Source organism: Microbacterium sp. Be9 (genome assembly GCF_011754135.1).
GTDB classification, from domain to species: domain Bacteria; phylum Actinomycetota; class Actinomycetes; order Actinomycetales; family Microbacteriaceae; genus Microbacterium; species Microbacterium maritypicum_A.
In genome coordinates, this window is sequence record NZ_WNWT01000006.1 from 116,379 (window position 1) to 140,695 (window position 24,317).

Sequence of the window (24,317 nt, forward strand, 5' to 3'; positions counted from 1 at the left end):
TTCGGTTGGGGTGCACGGGCTTGGGAACACATTTCAGGAGACGCGGCTCGGCACGAAAGTCCATGGCGCCCCGAAACTGACATACCCAGGCTGTGCCCCGCTGTCGTTCTGCCGGGGAGGAAGCGGCTCCCAGGGTGCACGCGCCTCGCGAACGACCCCCGTTTCACGTGAAACAACGGCCTCGACCGCCAAAGGGGCCCTCAGACCTCCTGAGATCTCGGATCCCTTTCCGCCCGCAACGTACCCTCGAAGGGCCCACGGCGTACGCTCCGTCATCGAAGGTCAGTCCCAGCGATTAGAGTGGAACGCGGCCCCGAAAGGAGTGGATGTTTCACGTGAAACAGTCCGAGAAGACGTCATCGAACGGATCGTTCGGGATGGATACGCCGCTCGCGCGGGAACTCGCTGACCTCTCCGCGCGCCGGCGCGCACTCGAGGCCACCACCGTGGAGTTCACCGGGGAAACCCGTGTGCTGACGGTGTCGAATCAGAAGGGCGGTGTGGGTAAGACCACTACCGCCGTGAACATCGCCTCCGCCCTGGCGGGAATGGGGGCGAAGGTTCTGGTCATCGACCTCGACCCCCAAGGCAATGCGTCCACGGCCTTGGGTGTGCCGCACAGCGCTGAGATTCCCAGCGTCTACGACGTACTGATCGATGAGCTCCCACTGGCGGACATCGTGCAGGAGAGCCCCGAGGATTCGAACCTCTTCTGTGCGCCGAGCACCATCCATCTCGCGGGTGCAGAGATCGAACTCGTTGCACAGGTCGCCCGAGAGCATCGCCTGCGTCGCGCGCTCGAGGCGTACCTGGCCGACCACCCTATGGATTTCGTCATCATCGACTGCCCCCCTTCGCTGGGGCTGCTCACGATCAACGCCTTCACGGCCGCCACCGAGGTCTTCATCCCGATCCAGTGCGAGTACTACGCCCTCGAGGGATTGAGTCAACTGCTCGGGAGCATTCAGATGATCCAGAAGCACCTGAATCCGGTCCTTCACCTCTCCACGATCCTGCTCACGATGTTCGATGGTCGTACGCGCCTGGCGCAGCAGGTCGCCGAAGAGGTGCGTACGCACTTCCCGGAGCAGGTACTCGAGACGGTCATCCCGCGTTCCGTCCGGGTATCGGAGGCCCCCAGCTTCGGTCAGACCGTGATCGCTTACGACGGTCAGTCCGCCGGCGCGATCGCGTACCGTGAGGCCGCTGTTGAAATCGCGTCGCGCACAGCGACGCAGAGCAAGGAGAAATGATGGCGAAGCGCACTGGGCTGGGTCGGGGTATCGGCGCCCTTATCCCCACAGCTGATCAGTCGGAACGTCCCGTCGACGTGTTCTTCCCTGGTGCGAGCCTGCGACAGGCGAACGCGGAGACCGCGCCGGAGGTGGAAGCCGACGCACCCGATCTCGAGATCGTCCCCGGCATCCACCTGATCCAGGTCGACCCGAACACGATCGTCGCCAACCCCCGCCAGCCTCGAACACACTTCAACCCCGAAGATCTGGCAGAACTGGTGCACAGCGTGCGTGAGTTCGGTGTGCTGCAGCCCGTCGTGGTTCGCAAGAACACCGAGGGACAGTACGAGCTCATCATGGGCGAGCGGCGCACTCGTGCCGCTCGCGAGGCAGGTCTCGACGTCATCCCCGCGATCGTCCGCGACACCGCCGACGAAGACCTCCTGCGGGACGCGCTACTCGAGAACCTTCACCGCTCCGAGCTGAACCCGCTGGAAGAGGCCTCGGCCTATCAGCAGCTGCTCGAAGACTTCGGTATCACCCAGGAAGAGCTGGCCACTCGTATCGGACGCTCTCGTCCGCAGATCAGCAACACGATCCGTCTGCTGAAACTGCCGGTGCCGGTGCAGCAGCGGGTGGCGGCGGGAGTCCTGACCGCGGGCCACGCACGCGCGATCCTCAGCCTCGACAATCCCGAGTCCATGCAGCGCCTCGCGGACAAGGTCGTGAACGAAGACCTGTCGGTGCGCGCCACGGAGGAAGCGGCCAAGTCGCAGCCCAGCGCCGGCAAGTCCGTGAAGCCGACTCCCGGTGCACGACGTGCGTACCTCGATGAGGTCGCCGGCAAGCTCGGTGACCGGTTGAACACCCGGGTGAAGATCGCTCTAGGTGCACGAAAAGGCCAGGTCACGATCGACTTCGCTTCGATCCAGGATCTCAACCGCATTCTCGAAGAACTGGGAGAGGGCGGCTACGGCTCGTCGAAGTGATCTCCCGACAGGAGCAGCGCTAGCCTAGACTCGCGTCATCGTGACGACGAGGGGGATGTCATGTCGAGAACAGCCGGTCCAGCAGCCATCAAGCGCCGCGTGATCGCCGTCAGTATCGCGGCCGCGTTGGGTGGTTTCCTCTTCGGATTCGACACCGCCGTGATCAACGGTGCCGTCGACGCGCTGGCGGGCGACGTCTCGGGGTTCGATCTCGGGACTGCCCTGAAGGGCTTCGCCGTGTCTTCGGCCCTCATCGGCTGCGCCGTCGGTGCCTGGTTCGCGGGTCCGGTCTCCAACAAATACGGCCGCATCCCGGTCATGGTCGTCGCCGCCGCGATGTTCTTCATCTCCGCCATCGGTTCCGGTCTCGCCTTCAGCGTCGTCGATCTCATCATCTGGCGAGTCATCGGGGGCCTCGGCGTCGGTGCTGCCTCGGTGATCGCACCGGCCTACATCGCCGAGGTATCGCCGGCCGCCATCCGCGGGCGCCTCGGCTCCCTGCAGCAGCTCGCCATCGTCACCGGTATCTTCGCGGCACTGCTCTCCGACGCACTGCTCGCCGGTATCGCCGGTGCCGCGGACCAGCCGCTGTGGGGTCTCACCGCGTGGCGCTGGATGTTCATGGTGGCCGCGATCCCTGCCCTGGTCTACGGGCTCATGTCGCTTCGGCTGCCGGAATCTCCGCGATATCTGGTGCGCAAGGGTGAGCTGAAGAGAGCTGCCGACGTTCTCGAGACCGTCACCGGGACCGTCGATGTGCAGGGGAAGATCGACGAGATCACCGGAACCATCGACACGGAGCGCTCGGAGTCGCTGCGTGACCTGCGCGGCAACCGTCTCGGCCTGAAGCCGATCGTCTGGATCGGCATCCTGCTGTCGGTGTTCCAGCAGTTCGTCGGCATCAACGTGATCTTCTACTACTCGACGACCCTCTGGCAGTCGGTGGGCTTCGACGAATCCAGCGCTCTGCTCACCTCCGTCATCACCTCGGTCACGAACATCGTCGTCACGATCGTGGCGATTCTGCTGGTGGACAAGATCGGTCGCCGGATCATGCTGCTGGTGGGTTCCGTCGGGATGACCGTGACGCTGGGCCTCATGGCGGTGGCATTCTCGTTCGGCACGCTGGACGCGCAGGGGACGGCGACGCTTCCCGACCCGTGGGCCACCATCGCCCTGATCTGCGCGAACGGTTTCGTCGTGTTCTTCGGCGCGAGCTGGGGTCCGCTGGTGTGGGTCCTGCTGGGCGAGATCTTCCCGAACTCGATCAGAGCCGGTGCTCTCGCCGTCGCGGCTGCAGCGCAGTGGGTCGCGAACTTCTTCATCTCCACGACGTTCCCGGCGTTCGCTGAGATCGGCCTCACGTTCGCCTACGGGTTCTACGCGTTCTTCGCGCTCCTGTCGTTCTTCTTCGTGTTCTTCAAGGTGCCGGAGACCAAGGGCAGGGAGCTCGAAGACATGACCGAGAACATGAAGGTGGAGCGCCGGAGGTGCCCGCAGCCGACGTAGGCTGGAAGTATGACCGAGTCCGTACAGCGTCGCGCCAGCCTGGAAGTGCTGCGTGCCGAAGCGGCGGACGAACTCGCGGTCCTCATCCAGGAGCGCCTTCTCGGGGGAGAGGACCCCTGGGAGTTCATGGAGGAGCTCCCCAGCGTCGATGAGCTCGTCGTCTACCTGTTGCGCGCGGACAACATCAATGCGAACGACGGTGTGCGTCCCAATGCGGCCCGACACTATCGCGTGCTCCGGCAGATCGCCCTGGAGTACCCGGAGCTGACATCGGCTGTCTGGGGCCTGCTGGACGAGAAGCAGCGGCACCGCCGCTGGGATCCGACCGTCGCCGACGCCTCCTGAGGTGGGCGTGGTTCTCGTTCCCCACGATCCGAGCTGGGCAGCGGTCTTCGAGAACATCGCGGTGGAGCTGAGGGAGTGCGGGAATCCGCACTGGCTCGTCGAGCACATCGGATCCACCGCCATCCCGGGCATGGATGCCAAACCGATCATCGACCTCGCCGTGCGAATCGCAGACGAGGATGACTTCGGGCGGCACCGAGCCGGTCTCGAAGCCGTGGGGTGGAGGCTCGGGAGCGGAGTGCGCAGCCACCGGGTGATGATCTTCGAGCAGGACGGCGTCCGCACGCGAATTGCCCACTTCTTCGGCGCGGACGAGTGGGCTGATGTGAACCAGCGGATACTTCGGGACTGGCTGTTGCAGCATCCGGACGACGTCGAGCTCTACGCACGTGCGAAGCATGCCGCCGTGGGCACCGCCCTTCGGGGAGAGGGCTCGTACAACGACGGGAAGACGGCCGTGATCCAGAACATCCTCGATCGGGCTCGCGCCGCGCGCGGACTGCCGTCCGTCTCGGTGCACGACAAGCACTGAGACGAACGGCGTCGCCTCCGCGACGCGACGCGGAGACGACGAAGGGCCGTACCTCCCCGGGAGGTACGGCCCCTTCTTGTCAGAGGATCAGCCGATGAATGCGGCGAGGTCCTTCTCGAGCGCGAACTTGGGCTTGGCGCCGATGATGGTCGTCTTGACCTCACCACCGTGGAAGACCTTCATCGCCGGGATCGACGTGATCTGGTACTTCATCGCCAGCTCGGGGTTCTCGTCGACGTTGAGCTTGAGGATGGTGATCTTGTCGGGGTTGTCGGCCTGGATCTCGTCCAGAACCGGCGCGACCATACGACACGGACCGCACCACTCAGCCCAGAAGTCCACCAGCACCGGACCGTCGGCCTGCAGAACGTCCTGCTCCCAGGTCGCCTGGCTCGTAGCCTTTGCACTCATCAGAGTTCTCCTTGATTCGAGGTTCGTCTGCTACAACAGCCGACGAGGGGAAAGTGTTCCCGGGCTATGCCGAGGCGGTGAGGATCTCAGCGGCCTCGGCTGCCGGGACCTCGACGGAGGCGTCTTCGAAGTCTGCGAGGAAGTGCTCCGCGTCGAGAGCGGCGACCGTCCCCGTGCCGGCAGCCGTGATGGCCTGACGATAGGTGGGGTCGATGACGTCGCCGGCAGCGAAGACTCCGGGAACCGAGGTCTTCGACGAACGGCCGTCGACCCAGATGGTGCCTTCCGACGTCAGCTCGAGCTTGTCGTGCACGAGGTGCGTGCGCGGGTCGTTGCCGATGGCGATGAAGAGTCCGTCGAGCGGGAGGTCGCTGAGGGTGCCGTCAACGGTCGAGCGCAGCTGCACGCCGGTCACGGAGTCACCACCGAGCACCTCGGCGACCTCACTGTTCCAGACGAACTCGATCTTCTCGTTCGCGAAGGCGCGCTCCTGCATGATCTTCGACGCTCGCAGGGTGTCCTTGCGGTGGATGACGTAGACCTTGTCGGCGAAACGGGTGAGGAACGTGGCCTCTTCCATCGCGGAATCGCCGCCTCCGACGACCGCGATCGTCTTCTCGCGGAAGAAGAACCCGTCGCACGTGGCACACCAGGAGACGCCGTAGCCCGAGAGGCGCTCTTCACCTTCGATGCCGAGCTTGCGGTAGGCGGAACCGGTCGCGTAGATCAGGGACTGCGTCTCGTGCTCCGCACCGCTGCCGAGGATGACCTTCTTGACGGGACCGTCGAGCTGCAGCTCGGTGACGTCGTCGTAGACGACCTCGGTGCCGAACTTCTCCGCCTGCTCCTGGAACTTGGCCATGAGTTCGGGGCCCTGGATGCCTTCGGGGAAGCCCGGGTAGTTCTCGACCTCGGTGGTGTTCATCAGCTCGCCGCCGACCTCGACGGAGCTCGCGATGAGCAGCGGCTTGAGGTTCGCCCTGGCCGCGTAGATGGCAGCCGTGAATCCGGCGGGGCCGGAGCCGATGATGATGACCTGACGCATGTGCTCTCCGTCTTAGAAACTGCAGTCGAATGACCTTCGAATGCTTCAACCCATGGTAGCCGCGAGGCATTCCCCGCACAGTCTGCGCCGCTGCGCTGGGAGAAGCCTTTGGGGTGGGATCAGCGACCGGGCAGGAAGCGACGGATGAGGGCGCTGCCGGCCTTGAGCTCAGGGGCACGCAGGAGAGCGAGAATCGCGATGTAGACGATCACCACGACGAGCCCGATGATCGCAGTGCCGAGGGCGCCCTGGATCTTGTCATCCATCGTCCAGCCTGCGGTTCCTCCCAGCAGGGCGAACGCTCCCCAGCCAGCGAGACCCGCGGGGACGCCGGCGATCGCGAAGCGAACGATGGCGGACATCCAGGAACGGATCTGCAGGCCGCCGATCTTGCGATGCAGCAGCCACGTGGCGACGATCGTCTGCAGGATGCTCGCGATGGACTGACCGAGCGCGACCGCCGCGGCGAGGGACGTGAGGGGGATGATTCCCGCTTCGCGCATGCCCAACGCGATGAGCGCCGTCACCACGATGAGCACGCACTGGAAGATCGTGAACCAGAACGGGGTGCGCGTGTCGTCGTACGCGTAGAACGTGCGCTGCACGATGAACAGGACCGTGAGCGGGATGAGCCCGACGAGATAGGCGAGCAGCACCAGGGCGGCTGCCTGGGCGTCGTCGGCGGAGGCGGTGAACACCCGAGAAGCAGGGATGGCTGCGGCCGCGACGGCTGCCGTTGCCGCGACGATGAAGAAGAGCAGTGTGCGGATGCTCTGCGCGATGTCGGCACGGACTTCATCGTCGCGGCCGGCGGCGGCGTGACCGCTGATCTGCGTGAAGTAGGGAGTGCCGATCGAGAGCACGATCACCGAGTACGGGAGCATGAAGATGAGCCAGGCATTCGCCGTCACGGTGGCGGAAGCACCGAAACCGGCGACCTCGCTGACGATGTAGCCCTGGAGGACTCCGGCGGAGAGACTCGCGAACGCCATGAGGAAGGTCCAGCCCGCCAGCCGTCCGACATTCCCGAGTCCGACACCCCGCCAGCGGAAGTCGGGTTTCAATGCGAGACCCGTGCGGCGCCAGAAGAGAAGCAGGACGACGGCCTGGAGTGCGATGCCGAGAGTGGCCGTGCCACCCAGCAGCGTGATCATCTGCGGCGTCCAGTCGGCGGCCTTCGTGGACACCGGCCCGAACAGGGCACCGAGCGCGAGGAAACCGGCGATCGACACGATGTTGTTGACGACGGGCGCCCAGGTGAACGGACCGAAGATCTTCCGCGCGTTGAGAGCCTCGCCGAGCATCGCGTAGAGGCCGTAGAGGAGGATCTGGGGAAGACACCAGTATGCGAGTGCCGTCGCGAGCGCGAGAGTGGCCTCGTTCGCCTTGCCGGCGACCAGGTGGACGAGCCAGGGCGCCGCGGCGGTCGCGATCCCCGTCACCACCACGAGCACCACGGTGCCGAGGGTGAAGAGCTTCGAGATGAACGCGTTGCCGCCGTCGGCATCCGCTGTCGCCTTCACGATCTGCGGGACGATGACGGCGGTGAGGATTCCGACCGAGATGAGGGAGAAGACGCTGTTCGGCAACTGGTTCGCATAGGTGAACGCGTCTGCTGCTTGCGATGCGACCGAGCCGAGGACGCCGACGAGCACGATGCTGCGGAGCAGGCCGGTCAGTCGAGAGACGAGGGTGCCGGCGCCGATGATGGCGCTCGCGCGGCCGAGACTACTCAATCTGTCTCCCGTCGCCGGTCTTGTCTCCAGTCGTCGGTGCAGGAGCATCGGATTCGGCTTCCACGACCACCTCGTCTTCCGTGGACACCTCCGCCTCCGCGGCCACCTCGTCGAGTTTCTCGAGCTCGGCCTCCGCCTCGGCCTCCTCAGCAGCCTCGTGGCGCTTGCGGCGGACCGTCCGGATCACACCGAGGGTGATCAGGAGGACGGCGAGACCTCCGAAGATGACCAGACCGATGGTCTCCCACTCGGCGCGAACGGCGACTCGGATCTCCTGCTGACCCTGGATCTGCACGCCGGTGGGGCTGTAGAGGCTGAGCCGCAGGTCGACCTCACCGCTGCCGACGCGTGCCGACACCGGGACCTTGACGCGCTTCGTCGAGTTCGCCTCGACGACGGTCTCGGTCATCGGGGTGACTTCGAGGCGCGGGTCGGTCGGCGAGACGAACAGCTGCACCGTCACCGGCCACGGAAGGTCGTTGCGCACGGCGATCGGCAGGTCGGCGTTGGCCGTGAGCAGCTGGATGGTGCTGGACGGCGGGATGCTCACGGCCGCGAGCGTCTCCGTGGTGCGCTTCCGGTGCTTCTCGACACCGTCGGCGAAGGACTTCGCCGACGATCCGACGGCCAGCGTGCGGAGGATCCTGATGCGCTCGGGGCTCAGCAGCACCTGGGGGTCGGTGAGGATCGAGGAGAAGGCGGTGAGAGTGCCCTCATCGGCGAGGAGCTCGTTGACCGCGATGGCGCGAGCGGGATCGGCCTGGGAGGTGAGGGCGGCCGGGACCGGCGGTGTCGCGCGGAGCGCGGACAGCTCGAATCCGATCGAATCGGCGGCCGAGATCGCGTCGCGCAACGCGTCGGCGTCGCGATTCTCGTCGCGGTCGAGTCCGACGAGCAGGGGGGCACCGGCGACGCGATCCTCGGCGAGCAGGAGCAGAGCAGCGGCCTCGGCGAGGAGGCGCTGGCGATCGAGCGGGTCCGCTTCGGCCGCGACCTCGGACAAGGACTCGGACAGACCCGTGTCTGTGACCAGGAGGTCGTTTCCGCCGAGCGTGGCGTGCGCCGCACTCTGTCCGCCGAGCGCTGCCGAGGAGACGACCGTGGTCGTGCCCTCGCCGAGGTAGCGCGTGAACGAGGAGAGGTCGTCGGGTCCGAGGTCGTCGTCCGGCCACAGGATTCGAGGAAGGGCACCCTCGACGGCCGTGAGCTCCTGGTCGTCAGGAAGCTGCGGCGTGTTGGTCGGGCTGGGGGACGGGCCCGGCGTCGCGCGCGGTCCGTCCGTCGAGGAGACGCTGGCAGGTGCCTGCGGGAAGTTCGCGGGATCGAGGAACGGAGCCAGCGTCGTCGGCTGCAGGAGTGCGGGTAGCCCCGCCTGTGCCTGAGCGGTGGCATCCGCATCACCGAACTGCAGTGCGAACCGTGCGTTGGGCAGAGCTTCGAGACGGGTGAGCCAGTCCTGAGCCGACCGCGGCGCTGAGGAGCCGAGCACGCGGATGGCCGTGAGGATCGACGGGTCGATCGCGAGCACCGCGGTGGTTCCCGCGACACCGTCGAGCTGAGCGGTGAGAGCACCGTCCGGCGCGGTGAGCGCGGCGAGTTCGTCGGAACTGAGCAGCGCCTCACCCTCCGGCGTCGCGGTGACCGGGACCAGGACACCGACCTGCGTCGTCTGGGAGTCCGCCACGACCAGCACGCTCGTGGCGGCGGCCGCGACGGCTGTCGCACGATCGTCGGTGGCGCTCGCCGTCTTCGCGCCGGTGAGCTCTGCGCGCAGCGGGTACACACCAGGGGTGAGATCGGAGAGGGTGTCGGCGGGCACGAAGACCGTCGCCGTGGCCGACGTGTCGGCCTCGAGTGGCGCCGTCGTCTCGGAACCGATCGTCGCGAAGTCGCCAGGAGCCTCACCCTCGTCGAGCCAGCTCGTGACCGACGCCTCATCCGTCAGGGGAGTCTTGCTGAGCTCCACCTGCACCTGACCGCCGGAGAGCTTCGAATCCGTGTCGTTCTGCAGCGTAATCATCGCCGTGGTCGCGGAACCGGGGGCGACGAGCCCCCGCAGACCTGCGGAGACGTGGAACCCGATGCTCTGCTCGTCGTCTGAGGAGGATCCGCCGGCGGCGATGGCGGTGCTCGGGAGGGCGACCGTGTAGGCGCCCAAAGCGATCGCGAGTACAGCGGTCCCGCCTGCGAGCCTTCGCAGGCGCGCACGGAAGCCGTGCTCGGGGGTGATCGCGGTCATGAAGGTCTTCCTCGAACGCCCGGAAAAGGGCTGATCGTGAGTACTGACCCCCTGATTCTAGGAGGCCTGGGGAAGGAGAACCCTGAAGACGCGTAGAGTGACGGCCGTGTCCGACACCCCCGCACCCCACACCGACCCGCTTCTCGTCGCCGCACTCGCTTCTGATCTCGACGCCGCCGACCTGCGTTCCGCGCCCCTTCGCCGACTGTGGGGCGAGGAGGCCGACGATGCCCTCGCCCGCGGGATGAGAGAGCCTATCCTGCGCGCGATCGCCGGTGACGGGGGCGTGCTGGCGACCCTGGGGCGCCTCCTGGTGCTCGGCATGCCGCAGCCGCGGGTGGCGGTCGCCACCGCATTACCGCAGCTCGGAGTGGACGGGCTCGTGGCGCTCGCACTCGCGAAAGCCGATGCCGATACCGTGACCCCGACCGTCCTGCTGCGTCCACAGTCGTTCGTAGACGCCGACGGCGTCGGGGAGTGGTGGATCGCCAGCGACCTCGATGAGGTCGCGCTCGACGGCCCTCTTCCTCTCGACCACGTGCTCGGGGTCGGCGGGGCGTCGCGCACTCTCGCCGAGACCATCGTTCCCATCCAGGTCGATCGCGCGCTCGATCTGGGGACCGGGTGCGGGATCCAGGCGCTCCTCGTCGCCCGTCGGGCCGGCACCGTGATCGCGACCGACATCTCGGAGCGCGCCCTGGCCTTCGCGGAACTCAACGCCCGCCTCAACGGCGTGGCCAACATCGAGTTCCGACACGGCAGCATGTTCGAGCCCGTCGCGGGCGAGGCCTTCGACCTGATCGTCTCCAACCCGCCGTTCGTCATCACCCCCAGGATGGACGGCGTCCCGGCGTACGAATACCGCGACGGCGGACTGGTGGGAGACGCGCTCGTCGAGCAGTTCGTGCGGAGCGCACCCGCGTATCTGACGCAGCACGGCATCGCCCAGCTGCTCGGCAATTGGGAGTCGCGGGCCGGGATCACGGGCCTCGCACGTCTCGACGCGTGGATGCCGAGCGACATCGACCTCTGGGTGATCGAACGCGAGGAGCTGTCGCCGCTCGGCTACGCGGAGTTGTGGATCCGTGACGGCGGCACCACACCCCGCGACCCTGCATTCACCCCGCTGCTGACCGCCTGGCTCGACGACTTCGCCGCGCGAGGCGTGACGTCGGTCGGATTCGGGTACGTACTGATGCGGCGAGGATCGACGCCTCCGCTTCGCCGTACGGAGCGCATCGCCCAGCCGGTCTCCAACGTCGGTGCCGCTCTCGGTACCGGGCTGGCCGCGCACGACGCCCTCGCCGACGGGCTTCCTGCAACGCTGGTGACGGCACCCGATGTCACCGAGGCCCGGCACCTGCTTCCGGGCAACGACGACCCGAGCGTCATCGAGCTGCGACAGGGCGGCGGCTTCGCCCGGACGGTGAACGTGGATCCCGCGCTCGCCGGGTTCGTGGGCGCGTGCGACGGCGAGCTCACCGTGGTGCAGATCGTCTCGGCGCTGGCCGACCTCTTCGAGGTTCCGCTCCCGGATCTGTGGGCCGAGATCGAGCCCCGCATCCGGTCACTCGTGCTCGACGGCATCCTGGTACCGGGGGAATAGACGGCGTTTCCATGCGTTGGAATAGATCATGAAGGCTTTCGGATTCCTCTCCTTCGGGCACTATGCGGATGTGCCCGGCTCAGCGACCCGCACCGCGGGGGACATGCTGAAGCAGACCATCGCGATCGCCGAGGGCGCAGACGAGATCGGTGTGAACGGCGCATACGTGCGTGTGCACCATTGGGCGCGTCAGGCGGCTTCGCCGATGCCGCTGTTGACGGCCATGGTCGCGCGCACGAAGCGCATCGAGGTCGGCACCGGGGTGATCGACATGCGCTACGAGAACCCGTTCCAGTTCGCGGAAGAAGCGGCTGCGCTGGATCTGATCTCCGACGGACGCATCGCGCTCGGGGTGAGCCGCGGTTCACCCGAGACGGCTCTGCGCGGCTATGAGACCTTCGGCTACGTCGATGAGGAGGACACCGAGCGCGGGAGCGTCATCGCCCGGGAGAAGTTCGACCTGTTCCTGCGCGCGATCGACGGCGAGGGAATCGCCCCCGGTGATCCCCGCATGGTGGGCGCCGGACGCTACCTCGCGATCGAGCCGCAGTCGCCGACGCTTCGCGATCACATCTGGTGGGGATCGGGTTCGCGTCCCACCGCGATCGAGACGGGTCGCAAGGGCCTGAACATGATGAGCTCGACGCTCGTCACCGAGGCCACAGGGCAGCCGTTCCACGAGTTGCAGCGTGAGCAGATCGACCTCTTCCGCTCGGCGTACAAGGAGGCCGGTCACACCGGCACCCCGCGCGTCTCGGTCAGTCGCAGCGTGTTCCCGCTGGTGTCCGACATGGACCGGGCCTACTTCGGCCTTCGGAGCGAGGAGAACGCCGACCAGATCGGCATCATCGACGGGTTCCGTTCCACGTTCGGCAAGACCTATGCGGCGGAGCCCGACGTGCTGATCGAACAGCTGAAGCAGGACGAGGCGGTGATGGCCGCTGACACCCTGATGCTGACGATCCCGAACCAGCTCGGGCCGGAGTACAACCTGCACGTGTTGGAGTCGTTCGCGAAGCATGTGGCACCTGCACTCGGATGGAAGCCGAACACGGAAGGGCCCGTTCAGGGCGACGCCGTCTGAACACTACCCTCGTCCTTGACAAGGCGTCGCTGAACGCTGACGCTGGGTGACGGCGCGTCGATGGACGCGTCGTCACCCCGTGCAGTTCCGGAGGCAGTCATGACCCGTGTTCGCGTCGATCTCAACATCTCGCTCGACGGCTTCGCCACGACGACGGATCAGACTCCCGAGAACCCGTTCGGCGAGGACTGGGGGCGGTTGACGGCGGCATATACGGCAACCCGCACGTTCCACGAACGCGTCTTCCATGACACCAGCGGGGCGGGCACCACCGGCGTGGACGAGAAGTACGCCTCGCACTACTTCGAGAACATCGGCGCCGAGATCATGGGGGCCGGGATGTTCGGGCTCCACGCGAACCCGGACGACCCCGACTGGCGCGGGTGGTGGGGAGAGGAGCCGCCGTTCCAGGCTCCGGTGTTCGTGCTCACGCACACTCCGCGTCCGTCAATCGAGTTCGCCAACGGCACGAGCTTCCACTTCCTGTCTGCCGAGCCCGAGGAGGCGCTCCGGAAGGCGGTCGCCGCTGCGGATGGACGCGACGTGCGCGTCGGAGGCGGGGCGACGACCGTGCGCGAGTATCTTCGCGCCGGACTCGTCGACGACCTGCATGTGGGGATCACGCCGATCCTGATCGGCAGCGGGATCCGCCTGTGGGACGACCTGCGCGGGTTCGAGTCGGGCTACCGCGTGACCTCGGAGGTCGCCGAGTCCGGTGTCACGCACATCACGTTCTCCCGCGAGGGCTGACCCGGGCAGGCGGGGTCGATCTGGAAAGCTGGACCGGTGCGCATCCGACCGTTCCAGCCCGAAGACACCGATGCCGTCGTGGCCCTGTGGGAGACCGCAGGTCTCACGAGACCGTGGAACGACCCGCTTCAGGACATCGCCCGCAAGGCGACTGTGCAGCCGCATCTCTTCGTGGTGGCGGAGGACGAGACAGGGCGGATCCTCGGTTCGGTCATGGCCGGCTACGACGGACATCGCGGGTGGATGAACTATCTCGCCACGCATCTCGATGCACGAGGGCTCGGGGTGGGCAGGGCACTCGTCGCCCACGTCGAGGCCGGTCTGCGCGAGCTGGGCTGCCCCAAGGTGAACCTGCAGGTGCGGTCGGGGAACGCCCAGGTCGTCGAGTTCTACCGACGCCTCGGCTACGAGATCGACGACACGGTCGACCTGGGCAAGAGGCTCATCGCCGACGTGTAGTCGGGAGGAATCCACTTCTCAGCGATCCGGTATATCAGTACGCTGACGCCATGCGTTTTCGCCGCAACGGGATCATCGCCGGATCGATCGTCCTCATCGCCGTGCTCGTCGGCGCCCTTCCTGCCGCGGCGGCGGTGACGTCGTGGGCTACGTGGGGCCCGCTCGCCGGCACGAGCGGTGCCTACACGACGACGGTGCAGGTGGCGCCCGATCCTGCGCTCACCGCCACCATGACCAGCGACTCTCGCGCCGGGCAGGTCGGGGTCATCTCCGGGACGTCGATCTGGCTGTCCGAGGGCACACCCATCGGGGCGAAGTACGGATCGAGCAGGGACCAGCCGTACCTGAATCTGCGGCCCAAAGCCGACAACGCGATGAGTCCCTCGACGACGACCTACTCATTCGCCGCACCCACTCCGACCTCGGGATGGGCCTTCGCGCTCGGCGACATCGACTCCGACAGCGTGCGCATCCACGCCGTCGCGCCCGACGGGCACGTGCTGAGTGCCGCCGAGCTCGGCCTCCGAGACCGCTTCAACTACTGCGCCCCGGGTGTCGCCGGAAAGCCGGCGTGCAACGGTGCGGCGGACGACGTCCCGGCGTGGGATGCCACGACCCTCACCCTGACCGGAAACCCCGCGGCCGCCGACACCAACGGCTCCGCGGCCTGGTTCGAGCCCTCGACCCCCATCCGCTCCCTCAGCTTCATCTTCACCCGCCGGGCCGGTCTTCCCGTCTACCAGACCTGGTTCGTCTCGGCAGCGAACGACATCCGAGGCACCGTCACAGACGCGGTCACCGGTCCTCTGGGCGGTGTCGCCCTGACGCTGACAGACGGCAACGGCTCGATCGTCGACAGGACGACCACTGCATCGGACGGCACCTATTCGTTCCCCGGTTTCATCGCCACCGACGGATACCGCGTGAGCGTGACGCCACCCGAGGACAAGATCGCGGTCGGACAGACCACGACCCCGGTCAACCTCAGCGGCGGCAACGCCGAGGGGGTCGACTTCACGGTGCGAGACATCATCCCCTCGCCCGTCACCGGTCTGGTTGTCGACGTGGACGGCAACCCGATGGCGGGTATCGCGGTCACGATCGGCGGACAGACCATGATGACCGACGCTGATGGACGGTATCTGTTCGACATGGTCCTGGACGGGCCGCAGGAAGCGAGCATCGCCCGTCCGACCGGATACACCGTCGTCAGCGCCCCGCCGGGGTTCGTGGTTCCCGCAGACAACGAGGATCTGATCACCCTCGCCGACTTCGTCATCAAGGCGGATCCGAGTCTGAGCGGCGCCGTACGGTGGAATGGAAGCGGGGTGCCCGGCGTCACGGTCACCGCTGTGCTGCAGGGTGGGGACACGCTCACGGCCGTGACCGGAGCGGACGGCGGATATGCGTTCCCGCGCCTGCCCGCCGGCAGCTACACGGTGACGATGACGACGCCCGAGGGGTATATCGCCACATCTCCTGTCAGCCGCACCGCACCAGTCGCGGGAACGGACGTCACGGGTGTGGACTTCGACCTGGCGCGGTTGGGGGCCATCGACGGCACGGTGCGCACCGACGGCGGCACTCCCATCGGGGGTGTGGTGATCGACGTGAATGGACCCGGGGGTCCCCAGCAGTACACGACTGGCGCCGACGGCACCTACGGTCTCGGCAGCCTCGCTCCTGGAACCTACGAGCTGAGCGTGCGCACGCCGAACGGCAGCAGTGTGGTCGGCGCGGCGACCCGCACCGTCGTGATCTCCGCTGCCGGCGAGTCCATCGAGGGGCAGGACTTCACTCTCGCGGCGGTCGTCGGCCCACCATCGCCGTCGCCCGGTCCTTCGACCGGAAACGGGAACAGCAGCGGCAGCGGACGACTGCCTGCAACCGGACTCGGACCCGAGACGCTCGCCTGGGCGGCGGGCGGTGCGGTCGTGATCATCCTCGGCGCGACTCTCCTGATCGTCTCCCGCCGGCGCTCAGGGCGGCAGTAGCCCGGTGGCCGCGAGTCGCGGTCAACTGCCGCTCGGCGGACCGAACAGCTCCTCGCCGTGCTCGTGCAGCAGCTTGTACGCGTCGGCGAAGGTCTCCGGCTCCTGCTCACCGGGCTTGCCGTATCGCGCGAGGAGTAGGCCGAGCAGACCGCGTGCGGGCGGCGTGAGAGGCTTCAGCTGATCCTTCTCTCCGGGCTGTGGTGCCGTGTCCTCCGGGTTGGGCGGCGTGTAGGCCGGGGTGGTCACCGGCCAGTCGGACGGATGCCGCGGCTTGTCGAGGTTGACGACGTTCAGGAGCGTGTTCGCCGACTCATCCCGGTCGTTGAGGGGCGTCAGGCCGTGCAGGCGAGAGAGGGTCGCGGTCACGGATCCGTGATGCATCTCGTCATGGATGATGCTGCCGCGCTTGGTATAGGCCGAGACGGCGATGGCCGGCACCCGGCACCCGAGCCGATCGAAGGTGAAGCCCATCTCACCCGGGCCGGTCTCGGGCGTCGGCTTCGTCACGGCGGGTGGCGGCACGTGGTCGTAGCACCCGCCGTGCTCGTCGAAGGTGATGAGCAGCAGGGTGTTGACGGCGTTGGAGCCCTTCGCGGAAGCGCTCGTGCGCACCGCCTCGTAGATGTCGTGGATGAGGCGGTCTCCGGCACGCACGTCAGAGATCGCACTGTCGAACACGGCCTCACCGTCGACCTCGCTCTCGCGGGGGGAACCGAAAGGAGGGTGGAAGTCGTTGTGGTCGTAAACCATCCGCGGCTCGATGAAGGCGTATGCGGGGAGCCTGCCGTCCTTCGCCTCGGCGTAGAAGTCCTCCATCGTTCCGAAATGATCGGTGCGCCAGTACTTCTCCAGCACCGCCGCATGCAGCATGCCGGTGAACGAGACGAGCTGGAGCTTGTCGATGTAGATCTTCCAGCTCACCTTCTTGTCTTCGAGCCGGTTGAACACCGTGGGCGCTGCCGGCGCATCCAACCACTTCCGGTAGCCGCCTCCGGCCTGGTTGGTCACGAAACCGTGAGACGTGGAGGCATGGAAGAACGAACGGTTGCAGAAGGTCTGCGAGGGCACTCCGGCGTACCAGTGGTCGAACACCGCGAATTCCGAGGCGAGCGTCGACAGCACCGGCAGCATCTCGGGAGAGAACGAGCCCATGATGTGCGCGGCTTCGTCGGGCCGGGGATCCACACCCTTGCGCAGGCGTCGGAAGTTGATGATGTAGTCCTCGAGGAAACCCGACATCGTGGCCTTCTCGCCGCGCGTCGGGGCGTTGAAGGGCGCGGTCATCTCGTCGACGAAGAGGTCGGCGTTCGTCGGAGGATTGACCGTGCCGAAGATCTGCGTGTTGACGTGCGGGTACTCCTCGCCCGGGTCCGGGTCGGGAAGACTCATGATCCGGTCGGTGTCGCCCTCGTACACGTGCGCGTCGACGACCGTGCCGTCGGAGGCGGTGTTGCTGTAGGAGCCGAATTCCAGACCCTCGAACGTCTCGCCCGCCGGGAGGTTCTCCTTCGAGTACAGGTACCCGAGCAGGTTGTCGAAGGAGCGGTTCTCGCCCATCACGACGACGAGGTGATCGAAACCGGGTTCGCTGCGCGGCGTGAGGGCGGCGAACGGATCGGGATCCGCCGCGAAACCGTCGCGACCGTTACCGGCGATGGAGGCTCCGATGGCCGCGCCGCCGACACCGCCGACCACCGCGCCGGCGAGGGCGGCGCCGCCCACCTTGAAGAAGCCTCGGCGGGAGGCATCGCGGGGGGCGTCGGGGGAGGGGGAATCTTCGTCGGCCATGCCGCGATCCTACGACGGTGCCGCTCCTCGTCGGAGGGCGCCCTCCGACGAGGAGCGGATCTGTTCGTCAGGCCGCGGCGATCCAGAGCACGGCACCCTCTCGCCAGCCGAGACCGGCCGCACCCTCGGGGATCGGCGCCTCGTGCCGCGGACGCACGACGCGCATCCGCTTTCCCGCGAGCTCGACGATGTAGACGACGTCGGCGCCTCGGTAGACATGGGTGACGACCTCGACACGTACCGGAGCGTCGCCTCCGATCGTCGGGGAGAGCCGCAGATCCTCCTGGCGGAGCACCACCTCGCCGGCGCCATCGGGGCCCGCGCCGGTCATCGGCACCTGGATCGTGGTGCCATCCAATGTCGCCACGGCGCCGGAACGGGTCGCAGGCAGCAGGTTCGCGGCACCGATGAAGTCGGCGGCGAAGGGAGTGCGCGGTGCTCCGTAGAGCTCGGCCGGTGCGCCCTCCTGCTCGATCACACCCGCGTTCATGAGGACGATGCGGTCCGAGAGGCTCATCGCCTCCTCCTGGTCGTGGGTGACGAACACGGTGGTCAGGCCGAGCGTGCGGTGCAGTTCCTTCAGCTCGACCTGCATGTCCTCCCGTAGGCGGGCGTCGAGGTTCGACAGCGGCTCGTCGAGCAGCAGTACGCGCGGCTCGAACGCGATGGCACGGGCCAGGGCGACGCGCTGCTGTTGTCCGCCCGACAGCTGCGCCGGCATCCGATCGGCCAGGTGGCCCATCTGCACGCGCTCGAGCGCACGGACGGCGAGTTCCTTCTGCTCGGCCTTGGTCTTCTCGCCCGACATGCGCAGACCGAAGCGCACGTTCTCGACGACGCTCATGTGCGGGAACAGCGCATAGCTCTGGAACATCATGCCGAGGTGGCGCTTCTCGGGCGGGAGCCCGGTCACATCCTGGCCTGCGATCTCGATCGTGCCGCCGCTGGGCGACTCGAGGCCCGCGATGCAGCGCAGGAGCGTGGTCTTGCCGCACCCCGAGGGCCCGAGCAAGGAGACGAACTCCCCCGAACGCATCGAGATGTCGATGCCCTTGAGCACCTTCGTCCCTTTGAAGTCCTTGGTGAGAGCAGTGATGGTGAGTGTTGTCATCAGACGAACAACCTTCCCAGGCCGATGATGCGTTCGAGCACGATCATGAGGACGACGGTGAGCAGGACCATGAGAGTCGAGACGGCGGCCACGGTGGGCGACGTGCTGAACTCCAGCTGGCCGTAGATGGCGATGGGCAGGGTCTCGAGCTGCGGAGTACGCAGGAAGAGGGCGATGACCGCATCGTCGAACGAGATGTTGAAGGCGAAGAACGCGCCGGCGGCGATGCCGGGGCGGGCGATGGGGAGCACCACCAGGCGGTAGCGGTTCCAGGTGCTGGCGCCCAGGGTGCGTGCCGCCTCTTCCGTGAAGTGGTCGGCCCTGGTCATGACACCTGTGACGGTGCGCATGACATAGGGGATCGCGATCACGACGTGGATCGCGATCAGGACACCCACATTCGGCGACCCGATCGTGAGTGAGGAGATGGACAGTGCGCCGATGGCGAGGATGATCGTGGGGATCGTCAGCGGCGACATCAGCAGCCCCTGGATGGCGGCACCGCCGGGGACCTTGAAGCGGGTGAGGGCGAGAGCGGCTGCGGTGCCGATGGCTGCGGCGACGATCGCGACCGTGATGCCGACCAGCAGACTCAGCCGAAACGGCTCGAGATACGTGTCGGAGGTGAGCGCCTCGACGTACCACTCGAACGTGAAGCCCTGACCGGGAAAGGTCAGGAAGCGGTTCTCGCCGATCGAGGCTCCGGCGACGACCATGAGCGGCACGAGCATGTAGAGCGTCACCACGACGCCGAGGACGATGGCGAGGACCCTGCCGAGGATCGGAACGGAACGGACCATGGTCACACCTTCTGCTTCCCGAGTCGGGACGTCGCTGCGAGCACGAGCATGACCCCGGCGAACAGCAGCACGGCCTGCGCGGCCGCGAACGACCAGTCGAGGTTGGTGGTCGCATCGATGTAGATCGTCTGCGCGAACACCGGGATCTGCGCGCCGCCGATGAAGCGCGGGGTGATGAACGAGCTCACCGACAGGACGAAGACGAGCGAGGCTCCGGCGACGATGCCGGGGATCGCGAGGGGGAGGACGACGTGCCACAGTGTGCGCCAGAATCCGGCGCCGAGGGTACGTGCGGCCTCCTCCAGTTGCGGCCGGATGCCCGAGATCACGCCGAGGATGCTCAGCACCGCGAACGGGAGGAGAACCTGCACCATCGCGATCACGACACCGGTCTCGGTTCCGAGGAAGCCTTGGGTGCCGCTCACGAGGAACTCGGCACCGGGGATCTTCATGAGGAGCCCTGACGGTCCCATCAGGACCACCCACCCGAACGTGCGGACGACGACGCTCGTCATGAGCGGGAGGATCACGACGATCAGCAGGAACGAGCGCACCTTGGATCCGGCGCGCGCCATCACGTAGGACAGCGGGATGGCGATGAGCAGGGTGATCACCGTCTGGATCACCCCCAGGCGGAGCGAGCGCAGCGCCGCCTGGAGGTGATACTCACTCGTGAACAACCGGGTGAAGTTGTCGAGGGTGAACCCGCCTGCCGACGATTGCACGCTCATGAGGAGCATGCCAGCCACCGGGGTGATGAAGGCGAGCGCGAGCAGCACGATCGCCGGCAGGAGCAGGAGCCAGGGCTCCCTACGGGTTCGCACACTCATTTGGTGATCAGCGCATTCCACTCATCGGTCCAGGCCGGTCGCGAAGCCGCGACATCGTCCGGAGCGTAGACGACGACCGTCTCGAGCTCGTCACCCGTCAGCACCGCGTCCGCAGCCTCGTCGGAGAGCTCGGTCTTGGTGTTGACCGGCGAGTACCGCATGTTCTCCGCGAAGACGGCCTGTGCTTCGGGGCGCAGTTCGAAATCGATGAAGAGCTTCGCGAGGTCGGGGTTGTCCCGGCCCTCGACCACGTTCGCCGTGATGAGGGAGGCGGTGACGCCTTCTTCCGGGACGATGAACTCTACCGGAAGGCCGGCGTCCTGCAGCGTGCCGGCGTAGTCCATCGCGTACGGTGCGAGCCACGTGTCGCGCTGGGCGAAGGCGGTCTGCAGATCGGGCGAGGTCGGGACGACGATCGCGTCGCCCGAGGAAGCCAGGGCCCCGAGATCGCTGATCGCCTGCGACGGGTCGTCGATGCCACCACCGAGCGCGTCGGCGACCCGGAGCATCGAGAGCACGCCGTACGTGTTCGAGAAGTCCGTGAGGGCGACGTGCCCTGCGTAGGCCTCGTCGAACAGATCCAACCACGAGGTGGGTGCCGGCGCATCCGCCTCGGTGTTGTACACGAGCCCGATCGGCGCGAGCTGGATGACTGGGCCTTCGCCCCGTTCGAGTCCGGCCGTGGCCAGGTCGATCAGGTCGCCGGTCTCGGAGAGTTCGTCGGCGGCGATCGGCGCGATGAGACCGTCTGCGGCCGCGGTGAACTCCTGCCCTCCGGAGAAATGCACGACGTCGATCTGCGGGCTCGCCTTCTGGGCGGTGACCTGCGCGAGGGCGTCGGCGCTGTACAGCGTGATCAGCTCGACCTTCGCCCCGGTCTCCTCCTCGAAGGGATCGACGACGGCCTCGATGAAGGCCTTCTCCCAGTCGCCGCCGAACGACGTGACGACGATGGTCTCGCCGGCGAACTCCTTGTCGCCGGACGATGCGCTGTCGTCACCGGCAGCACAGCCGGCGAGGACGAGGGCTCCGGTGGCGACGAGCGCTCCGGTGGTGAGGATTCTTCGGGTATTCATGCACTGCTCCTTCGGGATGGGTCCAGCACTGAGTAGACGCCTTAGACCAGGCGTCCGATGGTGAGCTGCTTGGCTCCGTCGATGCGGATCGCCGCGCTCTCCTTGGCGAACTCCGCGAGTCCTTCGGTGATGCCGCCCCAGATGTTGACGGGTGTCCATCCGAGCGGGCCGAGAGTACGGGCACCACGATCGTAGAAGACGCCGATCTCGTACCACTCGAACGGCAGCCCACCCATCTGCATGGGTCGCTGCCAGTACCACTGCAGATCACCCGGTGCGGGCACGACCTGCTGGTTCTCGAACGGCACCTTCTCGGGGTCGAAGTTCTGAGCCTCTTCGGGGAGCCCGACCATGACCTCCGGTCCGGCATACATCGCGTGCATCGCCTGCATGGTGACCGGCTTCTCCAGCGCACCCCACATGGCCTCGCACGTGCGAGGGGCGAGGTCCTCGAACAGGGTGGCGACGGCGCGGACGCCGTTCTCGTACTCGAGGAAGACCTGCTTGGTCATCGTGTTCCTTTCTCCGCAGCGGGGTGTTCCGCTGCTCGTTCGCGGGCGGCCGAGACGAACGCCGTGAACAGCGGCATCTCCTCTGCGGCCTCATCGGGGTCGATCATCTTCTCGGGGTGCCACTGCACTGCCCAGAAGGGCCAGTCGTCGTCGGACTCGACGGCTTCGACGATCCCGTCCGGCGCCCAGGCGACGGAGTGGACACCGGGGGCGGGAATGTCGATCGACTGGTGATGGATGGTGTTCACGATCCGCTCCCGCGTGCCGTAGAGGGCGGCGAGCCGGCTCCCGTCCGCGAGGACGATCGGATGCCGGGCGGCGAGCTGCTGGTCGGCGGCGCGCACCGGCTGGTGGTGTTCCGTGGTCGGGATATCGATCACGAGGGACCCGCCGAAGGCGATGTTGCTCACCTGCAGTCCGCGACAGATCGCGAGTACGGGGATACCGCGCCGGCGTGCCCCGAGGGCGAGTTCGATCTCGAAGCCGTCGCGCGAGGGGTCGTAGTTCTTCCCCTCCTGCGGTTCGGCACCATAGCGCGAGGGGTGCACGTCTTCGCCGCCGGAGAGCACCAGCCCGTCGAGGCGGTCGAGCACCTCGTCCACGCTCGCCGTCGGAGGGAGGAGAACGACGGCACCGCCGGCCGCTTCGATGGGGGCGGCGTACTCCGTTCCCAGGGTGTGCGCCGCGCGGCCGGCCCCGAGATCGGTGTCGATGAACCGGCGCCAGGTGGTGATGCCGATGAACGGGCGCGTCATGAGAGCTCGATCCAGGTGGTCTTCAGATCGGTGAACTTCTCGAGCGCGTGCAGGCTCTTGTCGCGACCGAATCCGGATCCCTTGACGCCGCCGAACGGGATCGTCATGTCGCCCTCTTCGAAGCAGTTGACCCACACGACGCCGGCGCGCAGGCGCCGAGACAGGGTGTGCACGGCGTTGAGGTCGGTGCTCCAGAGCGCGGCGGCGAGTCCGAACTCGGTGCCGTTCGCTATCTCGAGGGCGTCTTCGACGTCGTCGTAGGCGATGACCGAGAGCACGGGGCCGAACACCTCGCGCTGCGCGACCTCGTGCTGGGGAGTGACGCCGAGCACGACCGGGGCGAAGTAGCTGCCACCATCGACGGCGTGGAACCGCTCGGGGCTGCCGGCCGCGAGTTCGCCGCCTTCCGCCTGGGCGCGCTCGACGAAGCCGGCGATGCCCGCGAGCTGCCTCTCGCTGACGATCGCGCCCATCGAGGTCGTGACCTCGAAGGGGTCGGCGGGAAGGGTCGTGCGTGCGACGTCGGCGGCGATCTCGAGGGCACGGTCCCGCTGGGCGCGGGGAACCAGCAGACGCGACGAGGCCGTGCACATCTGGCCCTGGTTGTAGAAGCAGCCGTCGGCGGTGGCCCGCACCGCGCGCTCGAGGTCGGCATCCGGCAGCACCAGGCTCGCGGTCTTGCCACCGAGCTCGGGCCAGACGCGCTTGCCGTTCGACGCCGCCGAATAGCCGAGGAACTTGCGGCCGACCTCGGGCGAGCCCGTGAAGGTGACGACGTCGACGTCATGGTGCTCGCCGAGAGCACGGCCGGCGACCTGGCCGGTGCCGGGTGTGACGTTCAGGACGCCGGAGGGGATCCCGGCCTCGTGTGCGAGCTCGGCCAGACGGAGCGCCGAGAAGGTGGTGTGCTCGGCGGGCTTGAGCACCACGCTGTTGCCGACCGCGAGAGCGGGGGCGAGCTTCCAGGCGGTCATGGTCAGGGGGAAGTTCCAGGGCACGACGGCCGCGACCACTCCCGCCGGTTCGCGGGTGACGAGCGCGAGGCTGCCCGGGGCGGTGACCGGCATCTCGTCGAGGACCTTGTCCGCAGCCTCGCCGTACCAGCGGAAGCAGTTCACGACGGCGCGGAGCTCGGTCTGCAGCGCCTCGCGCAGGGGCTTGCCCATCTCGAGCGAGATGGTGAGGGCGAGCTCTTCGGCGTTGTCGTGGATCCTCTGGGCGAACGCGATCAGCAGCTGTCCACGCTCGCGGGGAGCGATCCGCGACCAGATCCCGGAGTCGAATGCCGCGCGCGCCGAGCGCACAGCACGGTCCACATCGCCCACCGAGGCTGCGCTGATCGGCGGGAGCGTCCGTCCGTCGCGCGGGCTCACCGGCGTCAGTGGCTCGGCCGAGCCCTCCTCCCACGCACCGTCGATGAACAAGCGCGTGCGCAGGGGCAGCGTCGCCGCGCGATCCGCCCAGTTGTCTCCCGTTGCCGTGAACACGGTCGTCCTCTCCAGGGGTGATGG

At 67.2% G+C, this 24,317-nt stretch carries 22 protein-coding genes; 10 read left to right on the forward strand and 12 right to left on the reverse strand.

Features of this window, described 5'->3' with window-relative positions; all coding sequences use genetic code 11:
- The first annotated feature begins 377 nt into the window (after positions 1–377).
- From GLO27_RS11435 to GLO27_RS11455, 5 genes are read left to right on the forward strand one after another with little or no spacing between them, the layout of a single operon-like run.
- Positions 378–1,253: a ParA family protein gene (locus tag GLO27_RS11435; RefSeq protein ID WP_231924898.1), complete on the forward strand. Its 876-nt coding sequence runs from the start codon at positions 378–380 to the stop codon at positions 1,251–1,253.
- Positions 1,253–2,224 carry a ParB/RepB/Spo0J family partition protein gene (locus tag GLO27_RS11440; protein ID WP_021201391.1) on the forward strand — a complete coding sequence of 324 codons (972 nt, stop codon included), beginning with the start codon at positions 1,253–1,255 and terminating at the stop codon, positions 2,222–2,224. Before GLO27_RS11435 ends, GLO27_RS11440 begins: the two co-directional genes overlap by 1 nt.
- 60 nt (positions 2,225–2,284) lie before the next feature.
- Positions 2,285–3,733 (forward strand): sugar porter family MFS transporter, encoded by a 1,449-nt coding sequence (locus GLO27_RS11445; RefSeq protein WP_208323776.1) that lies wholly within the window; start codon positions 2,285–2,287, stop codon positions 3,731–3,733.
- A 9-nt stretch (positions 3,734–3,742) separates the two neighbouring features.
- Positions 3,743–4,078, forward strand: coding sequence for a hypothetical protein (locus GLO27_RS11450; RefSeq protein ID WP_021201393.1), 336 nt, complete (start codon positions 3,743–3,745; stop codon positions 4,076–4,078).
- A 7-nt stretch (positions 4,079–4,085) separates the two neighbouring features.
- A complete protein-coding gene (locus GLO27_RS11455) occupies positions 4,086–4,610 on the forward strand; it encodes a GrpB family protein (protein ID WP_157749872.1) in 525 nt (174 codons plus the stop codon).
- Positions 4,611–4,697: 87 nt separating this feature from the next.
- On the opposite strand, the gene trxA is transcribed toward GLO27_RS11455, so the two are convergent.
- The 4 genes from trxA to GLO27_RS11475 form a co-directional block, all read right to left on the reverse strand.
- The gene (gene trxA, locus GLO27_RS11460) at positions 4,698–5,021 is read right to left on the reverse strand and encodes a thioredoxin (protein ID WP_021201395.1); all 324 of its coding nucleotides are present in this window, start codon (positions 5,019–5,021) and stop codon (positions 4,698–4,700) included.
- Positions 5,022–5,085: 64 nt separating this feature from the next.
- The gene (gene trxB / locus GLO27_RS11465; RefSeq protein WP_021201396.1) at positions 5,086–6,066 is read right to left on the reverse strand and encodes a thioredoxin-disulfide reductase; all 981 of its coding nucleotides are present in this window, start codon (positions 6,064–6,066) and stop codon (positions 5,086–5,088) included.
- 119 nt (positions 6,067–6,185) lie between these two features.
- The gene (gene murJ / locus GLO27_RS11470; protein WP_029259459.1) at positions 6,186–7,802 is read right to left on the reverse strand and encodes a murein biosynthesis integral membrane protein MurJ; all 1,617 of its coding nucleotides are present in this window, start codon (positions 7,800–7,802) and stop codon (positions 6,186–6,188) included.
- Positions 7,795–10,041 carry a DUF6049 family protein gene (locus GLO27_RS11475; protein ID WP_243844828.1) on the reverse strand — a complete coding sequence of 749 codons (2,247 nt, stop codon included), beginning with the start codon at positions 10,039–10,041 and terminating at the stop codon, positions 7,795–7,797. Before GLO27_RS11475 ends, murJ begins: the two co-directional genes overlap by 8 nt.
- Positions 10,042–10,147: 106 nt before the next feature.
- On the opposite strand from GLO27_RS11475, the gene GLO27_RS11480 reads away from it, so the two are divergent.
- From GLO27_RS11480 to GLO27_RS11500, 5 genes are all read left to right on the forward strand, one after another.
- Positions 10,148–11,647, forward strand: coding sequence for a methyltransferase (locus tag GLO27_RS11480; protein ID WP_167254971.1), 1,500 nt, complete (start codon positions 10,148–10,150; stop codon positions 11,645–11,647).
- Positions 11,648–11,675: 28 nt separating this feature from the next.
- Positions 11,676–12,731, forward strand: a complete 1,056-nt coding sequence (locus GLO27_RS11485; RefSeq protein WP_167254973.1) for an LLM class flavin-dependent oxidoreductase — start codon at positions 11,676–11,678, stop codon at positions 12,729–12,731.
- Between the two features lie 99 nt (positions 12,732–12,830).
- Positions 12,831–13,481, forward strand: a complete 651-nt coding sequence (locus tag GLO27_RS11490) for a dihydrofolate reductase family protein (RefSeq protein WP_021201401.1) — start codon at positions 12,831–12,833, stop codon at positions 13,479–13,481.
- 36 nt (positions 13,482–13,517) lie between these two features.
- Positions 13,518–13,940, forward strand: a complete 423-nt coding sequence (locus GLO27_RS11495) for a GNAT family acetyltransferase (RefSeq protein ID WP_021201402.1) — start codon at positions 13,518–13,520, stop codon at positions 13,938–13,940.
- 50 nt (positions 13,941–13,990) lie between these two features.
- The gene (locus GLO27_RS11500) at positions 13,991–15,934 is read left to right on the forward strand and encodes a carboxypeptidase regulatory-like domain-containing protein (RefSeq protein WP_167254975.1); all 1,944 of its coding nucleotides are present in this window, start codon (positions 13,991–13,993) and stop codon (positions 15,932–15,934) included.
- A 21-nt stretch (positions 15,935–15,955) separates the two neighbouring features.
- On the opposite strand, the gene GLO27_RS11505 is transcribed toward GLO27_RS11500, so the two are convergent.
- From GLO27_RS11505 to GLO27_RS11540, 8 genes are all read right to left on the reverse strand, one after another.
- Positions 15,956–17,722, reverse strand: a complete 1,767-nt coding sequence (locus tag GLO27_RS11505; RefSeq protein ID WP_167254977.1) for an alkaline phosphatase family protein — start codon at positions 17,720–17,722, stop codon at positions 15,956–15,958.
- A gap of 67 nt (positions 17,723–17,789) precedes the next feature.
- Positions 17,790–18,833 carry an ABC transporter ATP-binding protein gene (locus GLO27_RS11510; protein WP_167254979.1) on the reverse strand — a complete coding sequence of 348 codons (1,044 nt, stop codon included), beginning with the start codon at positions 18,831–18,833 and terminating at the stop codon, positions 17,790–17,792.
- Complete coding sequence (locus GLO27_RS11515; protein ID WP_029268117.1) at positions 18,833–19,633, reverse strand: ABC transporter permease; 801 nt, start codon at positions 19,631–19,633, stop codon at positions 18,833–18,835. The genes GLO27_RS11510 and GLO27_RS11515 overlap by 1 nt, the downstream gene beginning before the upstream one ends.
- 2 nt (positions 19,634–19,635) lie before the next feature.
- Positions 19,636–20,463, reverse strand: coding sequence for an ABC transporter permease (locus GLO27_RS11520; RefSeq protein ID WP_021201407.1), 828 nt, complete (start codon positions 20,461–20,463; stop codon positions 19,636–19,638).
- Positions 20,460–21,539 (reverse strand): extracellular solute-binding protein, encoded by a 1,080-nt coding sequence (locus GLO27_RS11525; protein WP_167254981.1) that lies wholly within the window; start codon positions 21,537–21,539, stop codon positions 20,460–20,462. Before GLO27_RS11525 ends, GLO27_RS11520 begins: the two co-directional genes overlap by 4 nt.
- A 41-nt stretch (positions 21,540–21,580) precedes the next feature.
- Entirely contained in the window at positions 21,581–22,051 is a 471-nt protein-coding gene (locus GLO27_RS11530) for a DUF3830 family protein (RefSeq protein ID WP_017829890.1), read from the reverse strand.
- Complete coding sequence (locus GLO27_RS11535; RefSeq protein ID WP_167254983.1) at positions 22,048–22,806, reverse strand: gamma-glutamyl-gamma-aminobutyrate hydrolase family protein; 759 nt, start codon at positions 22,804–22,806, stop codon at positions 22,048–22,050. Before GLO27_RS11535 ends, GLO27_RS11530 begins: the two co-directional genes overlap by 4 nt.
- Positions 22,803–24,293 (reverse strand): aldehyde dehydrogenase family protein, encoded by a 1,491-nt coding sequence (locus GLO27_RS11540; RefSeq protein WP_167254985.1) that lies wholly within the window; start codon positions 24,291–24,293, stop codon positions 22,803–22,805. Before GLO27_RS11540 ends, GLO27_RS11535 begins: the two co-directional genes overlap by 4 nt.
- Between the last annotated feature and the right edge of the window lie 24 nt (positions 24,294–24,317).

Excerpts from the sequence above, each read along its gene's own strand:
- GLO27_RS11535 (WP_167254983.1), bottom strand. The coding sequence starts at position 22,806 with ATGACGCGCCCGTTCATCGGCATCACCACCTGGCGCCGGTTCATCGAC.
- GLO27_RS11505 (WP_167254977.1), bottom strand. The coding sequence starts at position 17,722 with ATGGCCGACGAAGATTCCCCCTCCCCCGACGCCCCCCGCGATGCCTCC.
- GLO27_RS11510 (WP_167254979.1), bottom strand. The coding sequence starts at position 18,833 with ATGACAACACTCACCATCACTGCTCTCACCAAGGACTTCAAAGGGACG.
- GLO27_RS11530 (WP_017829890.1), bottom strand. The coding sequence starts at position 22,051 with ATGACCAAGCAGGTCTTCCTCGAGTACGAGAACGGCGTCCGCGCCGTC.
- GLO27_RS11520 (WP_021201407.1), bottom strand. The coding sequence starts at position 20,463 with ATGAGTGTGCGAACCCGTAGGGAGCCCTGGCTCCTGCTCCTGCCGGCG.
- GLO27_RS11525 (WP_167254981.1), bottom strand. The coding sequence starts at position 21,539 with ATGAATACCCGAAGAATCCTCACCACCGGAGCGCTCGTCGCCACCGGA.
- trxB (WP_021201396.1), bottom strand. The coding sequence starts at position 6,066 with ATGCGTCAGGTCATCATCATCGGCTCCGGCCCCGCCGGATTCACGGCT.
- GLO27_RS11435 (WP_231924898.1), top strand. The coding sequence starts at position 378 with ATGGATACGCCGCTCGCGCGGGAACTCGCTGACCTCTCCGCGCGCCGG.
- GLO27_RS11490 (WP_021201401.1), top strand. The coding sequence starts at position 12,831 with ATGACCCGTGTTCGCGTCGATCTCAACATCTCGCTCGACGGCTTCGCC.
- GLO27_RS11515 (WP_029268117.1), bottom strand. The coding sequence starts at position 19,633 with ATGGTCCGTTCCGTTCCGATCCTCGGCAGGGTCCTCGCCATCGTCCTC.
- GLO27_RS11485 (WP_167254973.1), top strand. The coding sequence starts at position 11,676 with ATGAAGGCTTTCGGATTCCTCTCCTTCGGGCACTATGCGGATGTGCCC.
- GLO27_RS11500 (WP_167254975.1), top strand. The coding sequence starts at position 13,991 with ATGCGTTTTCGCCGCAACGGGATCATCGCCGGATCGATCGTCCTCATC.
- GLO27_RS11475 (WP_243844828.1), bottom strand. The coding sequence starts at position 10,041 with ATGACCGCGATCACCCCCGAGCACGGCTTCCGTGCGCGCCTGCGAAGG.
- GLO27_RS11445 (WP_208323776.1), top strand. The coding sequence starts at position 2,285 with ATGTCGAGAACAGCCGGTCCAGCAGCCATCAAGCGCCGCGTGATCGCC.
- trxA (WP_021201395.1), bottom strand. The coding sequence starts at position 5,021 with ATGAGTGCAAAGGCTACGAGCCAGGCGACCTGGGAGCAGGACGTTCTG.
- GLO27_RS11440 (WP_021201391.1), top strand. The coding sequence starts at position 1,253 with ATGGCGAAGCGCACTGGGCTGGGTCGGGGTATCGGCGCCCTTATCCCC.
- GLO27_RS11450 (WP_021201393.1), top strand. The coding sequence starts at position 3,743 with ATGACCGAGTCCGTACAGCGTCGCGCCAGCCTGGAAGTGCTGCGTGCC.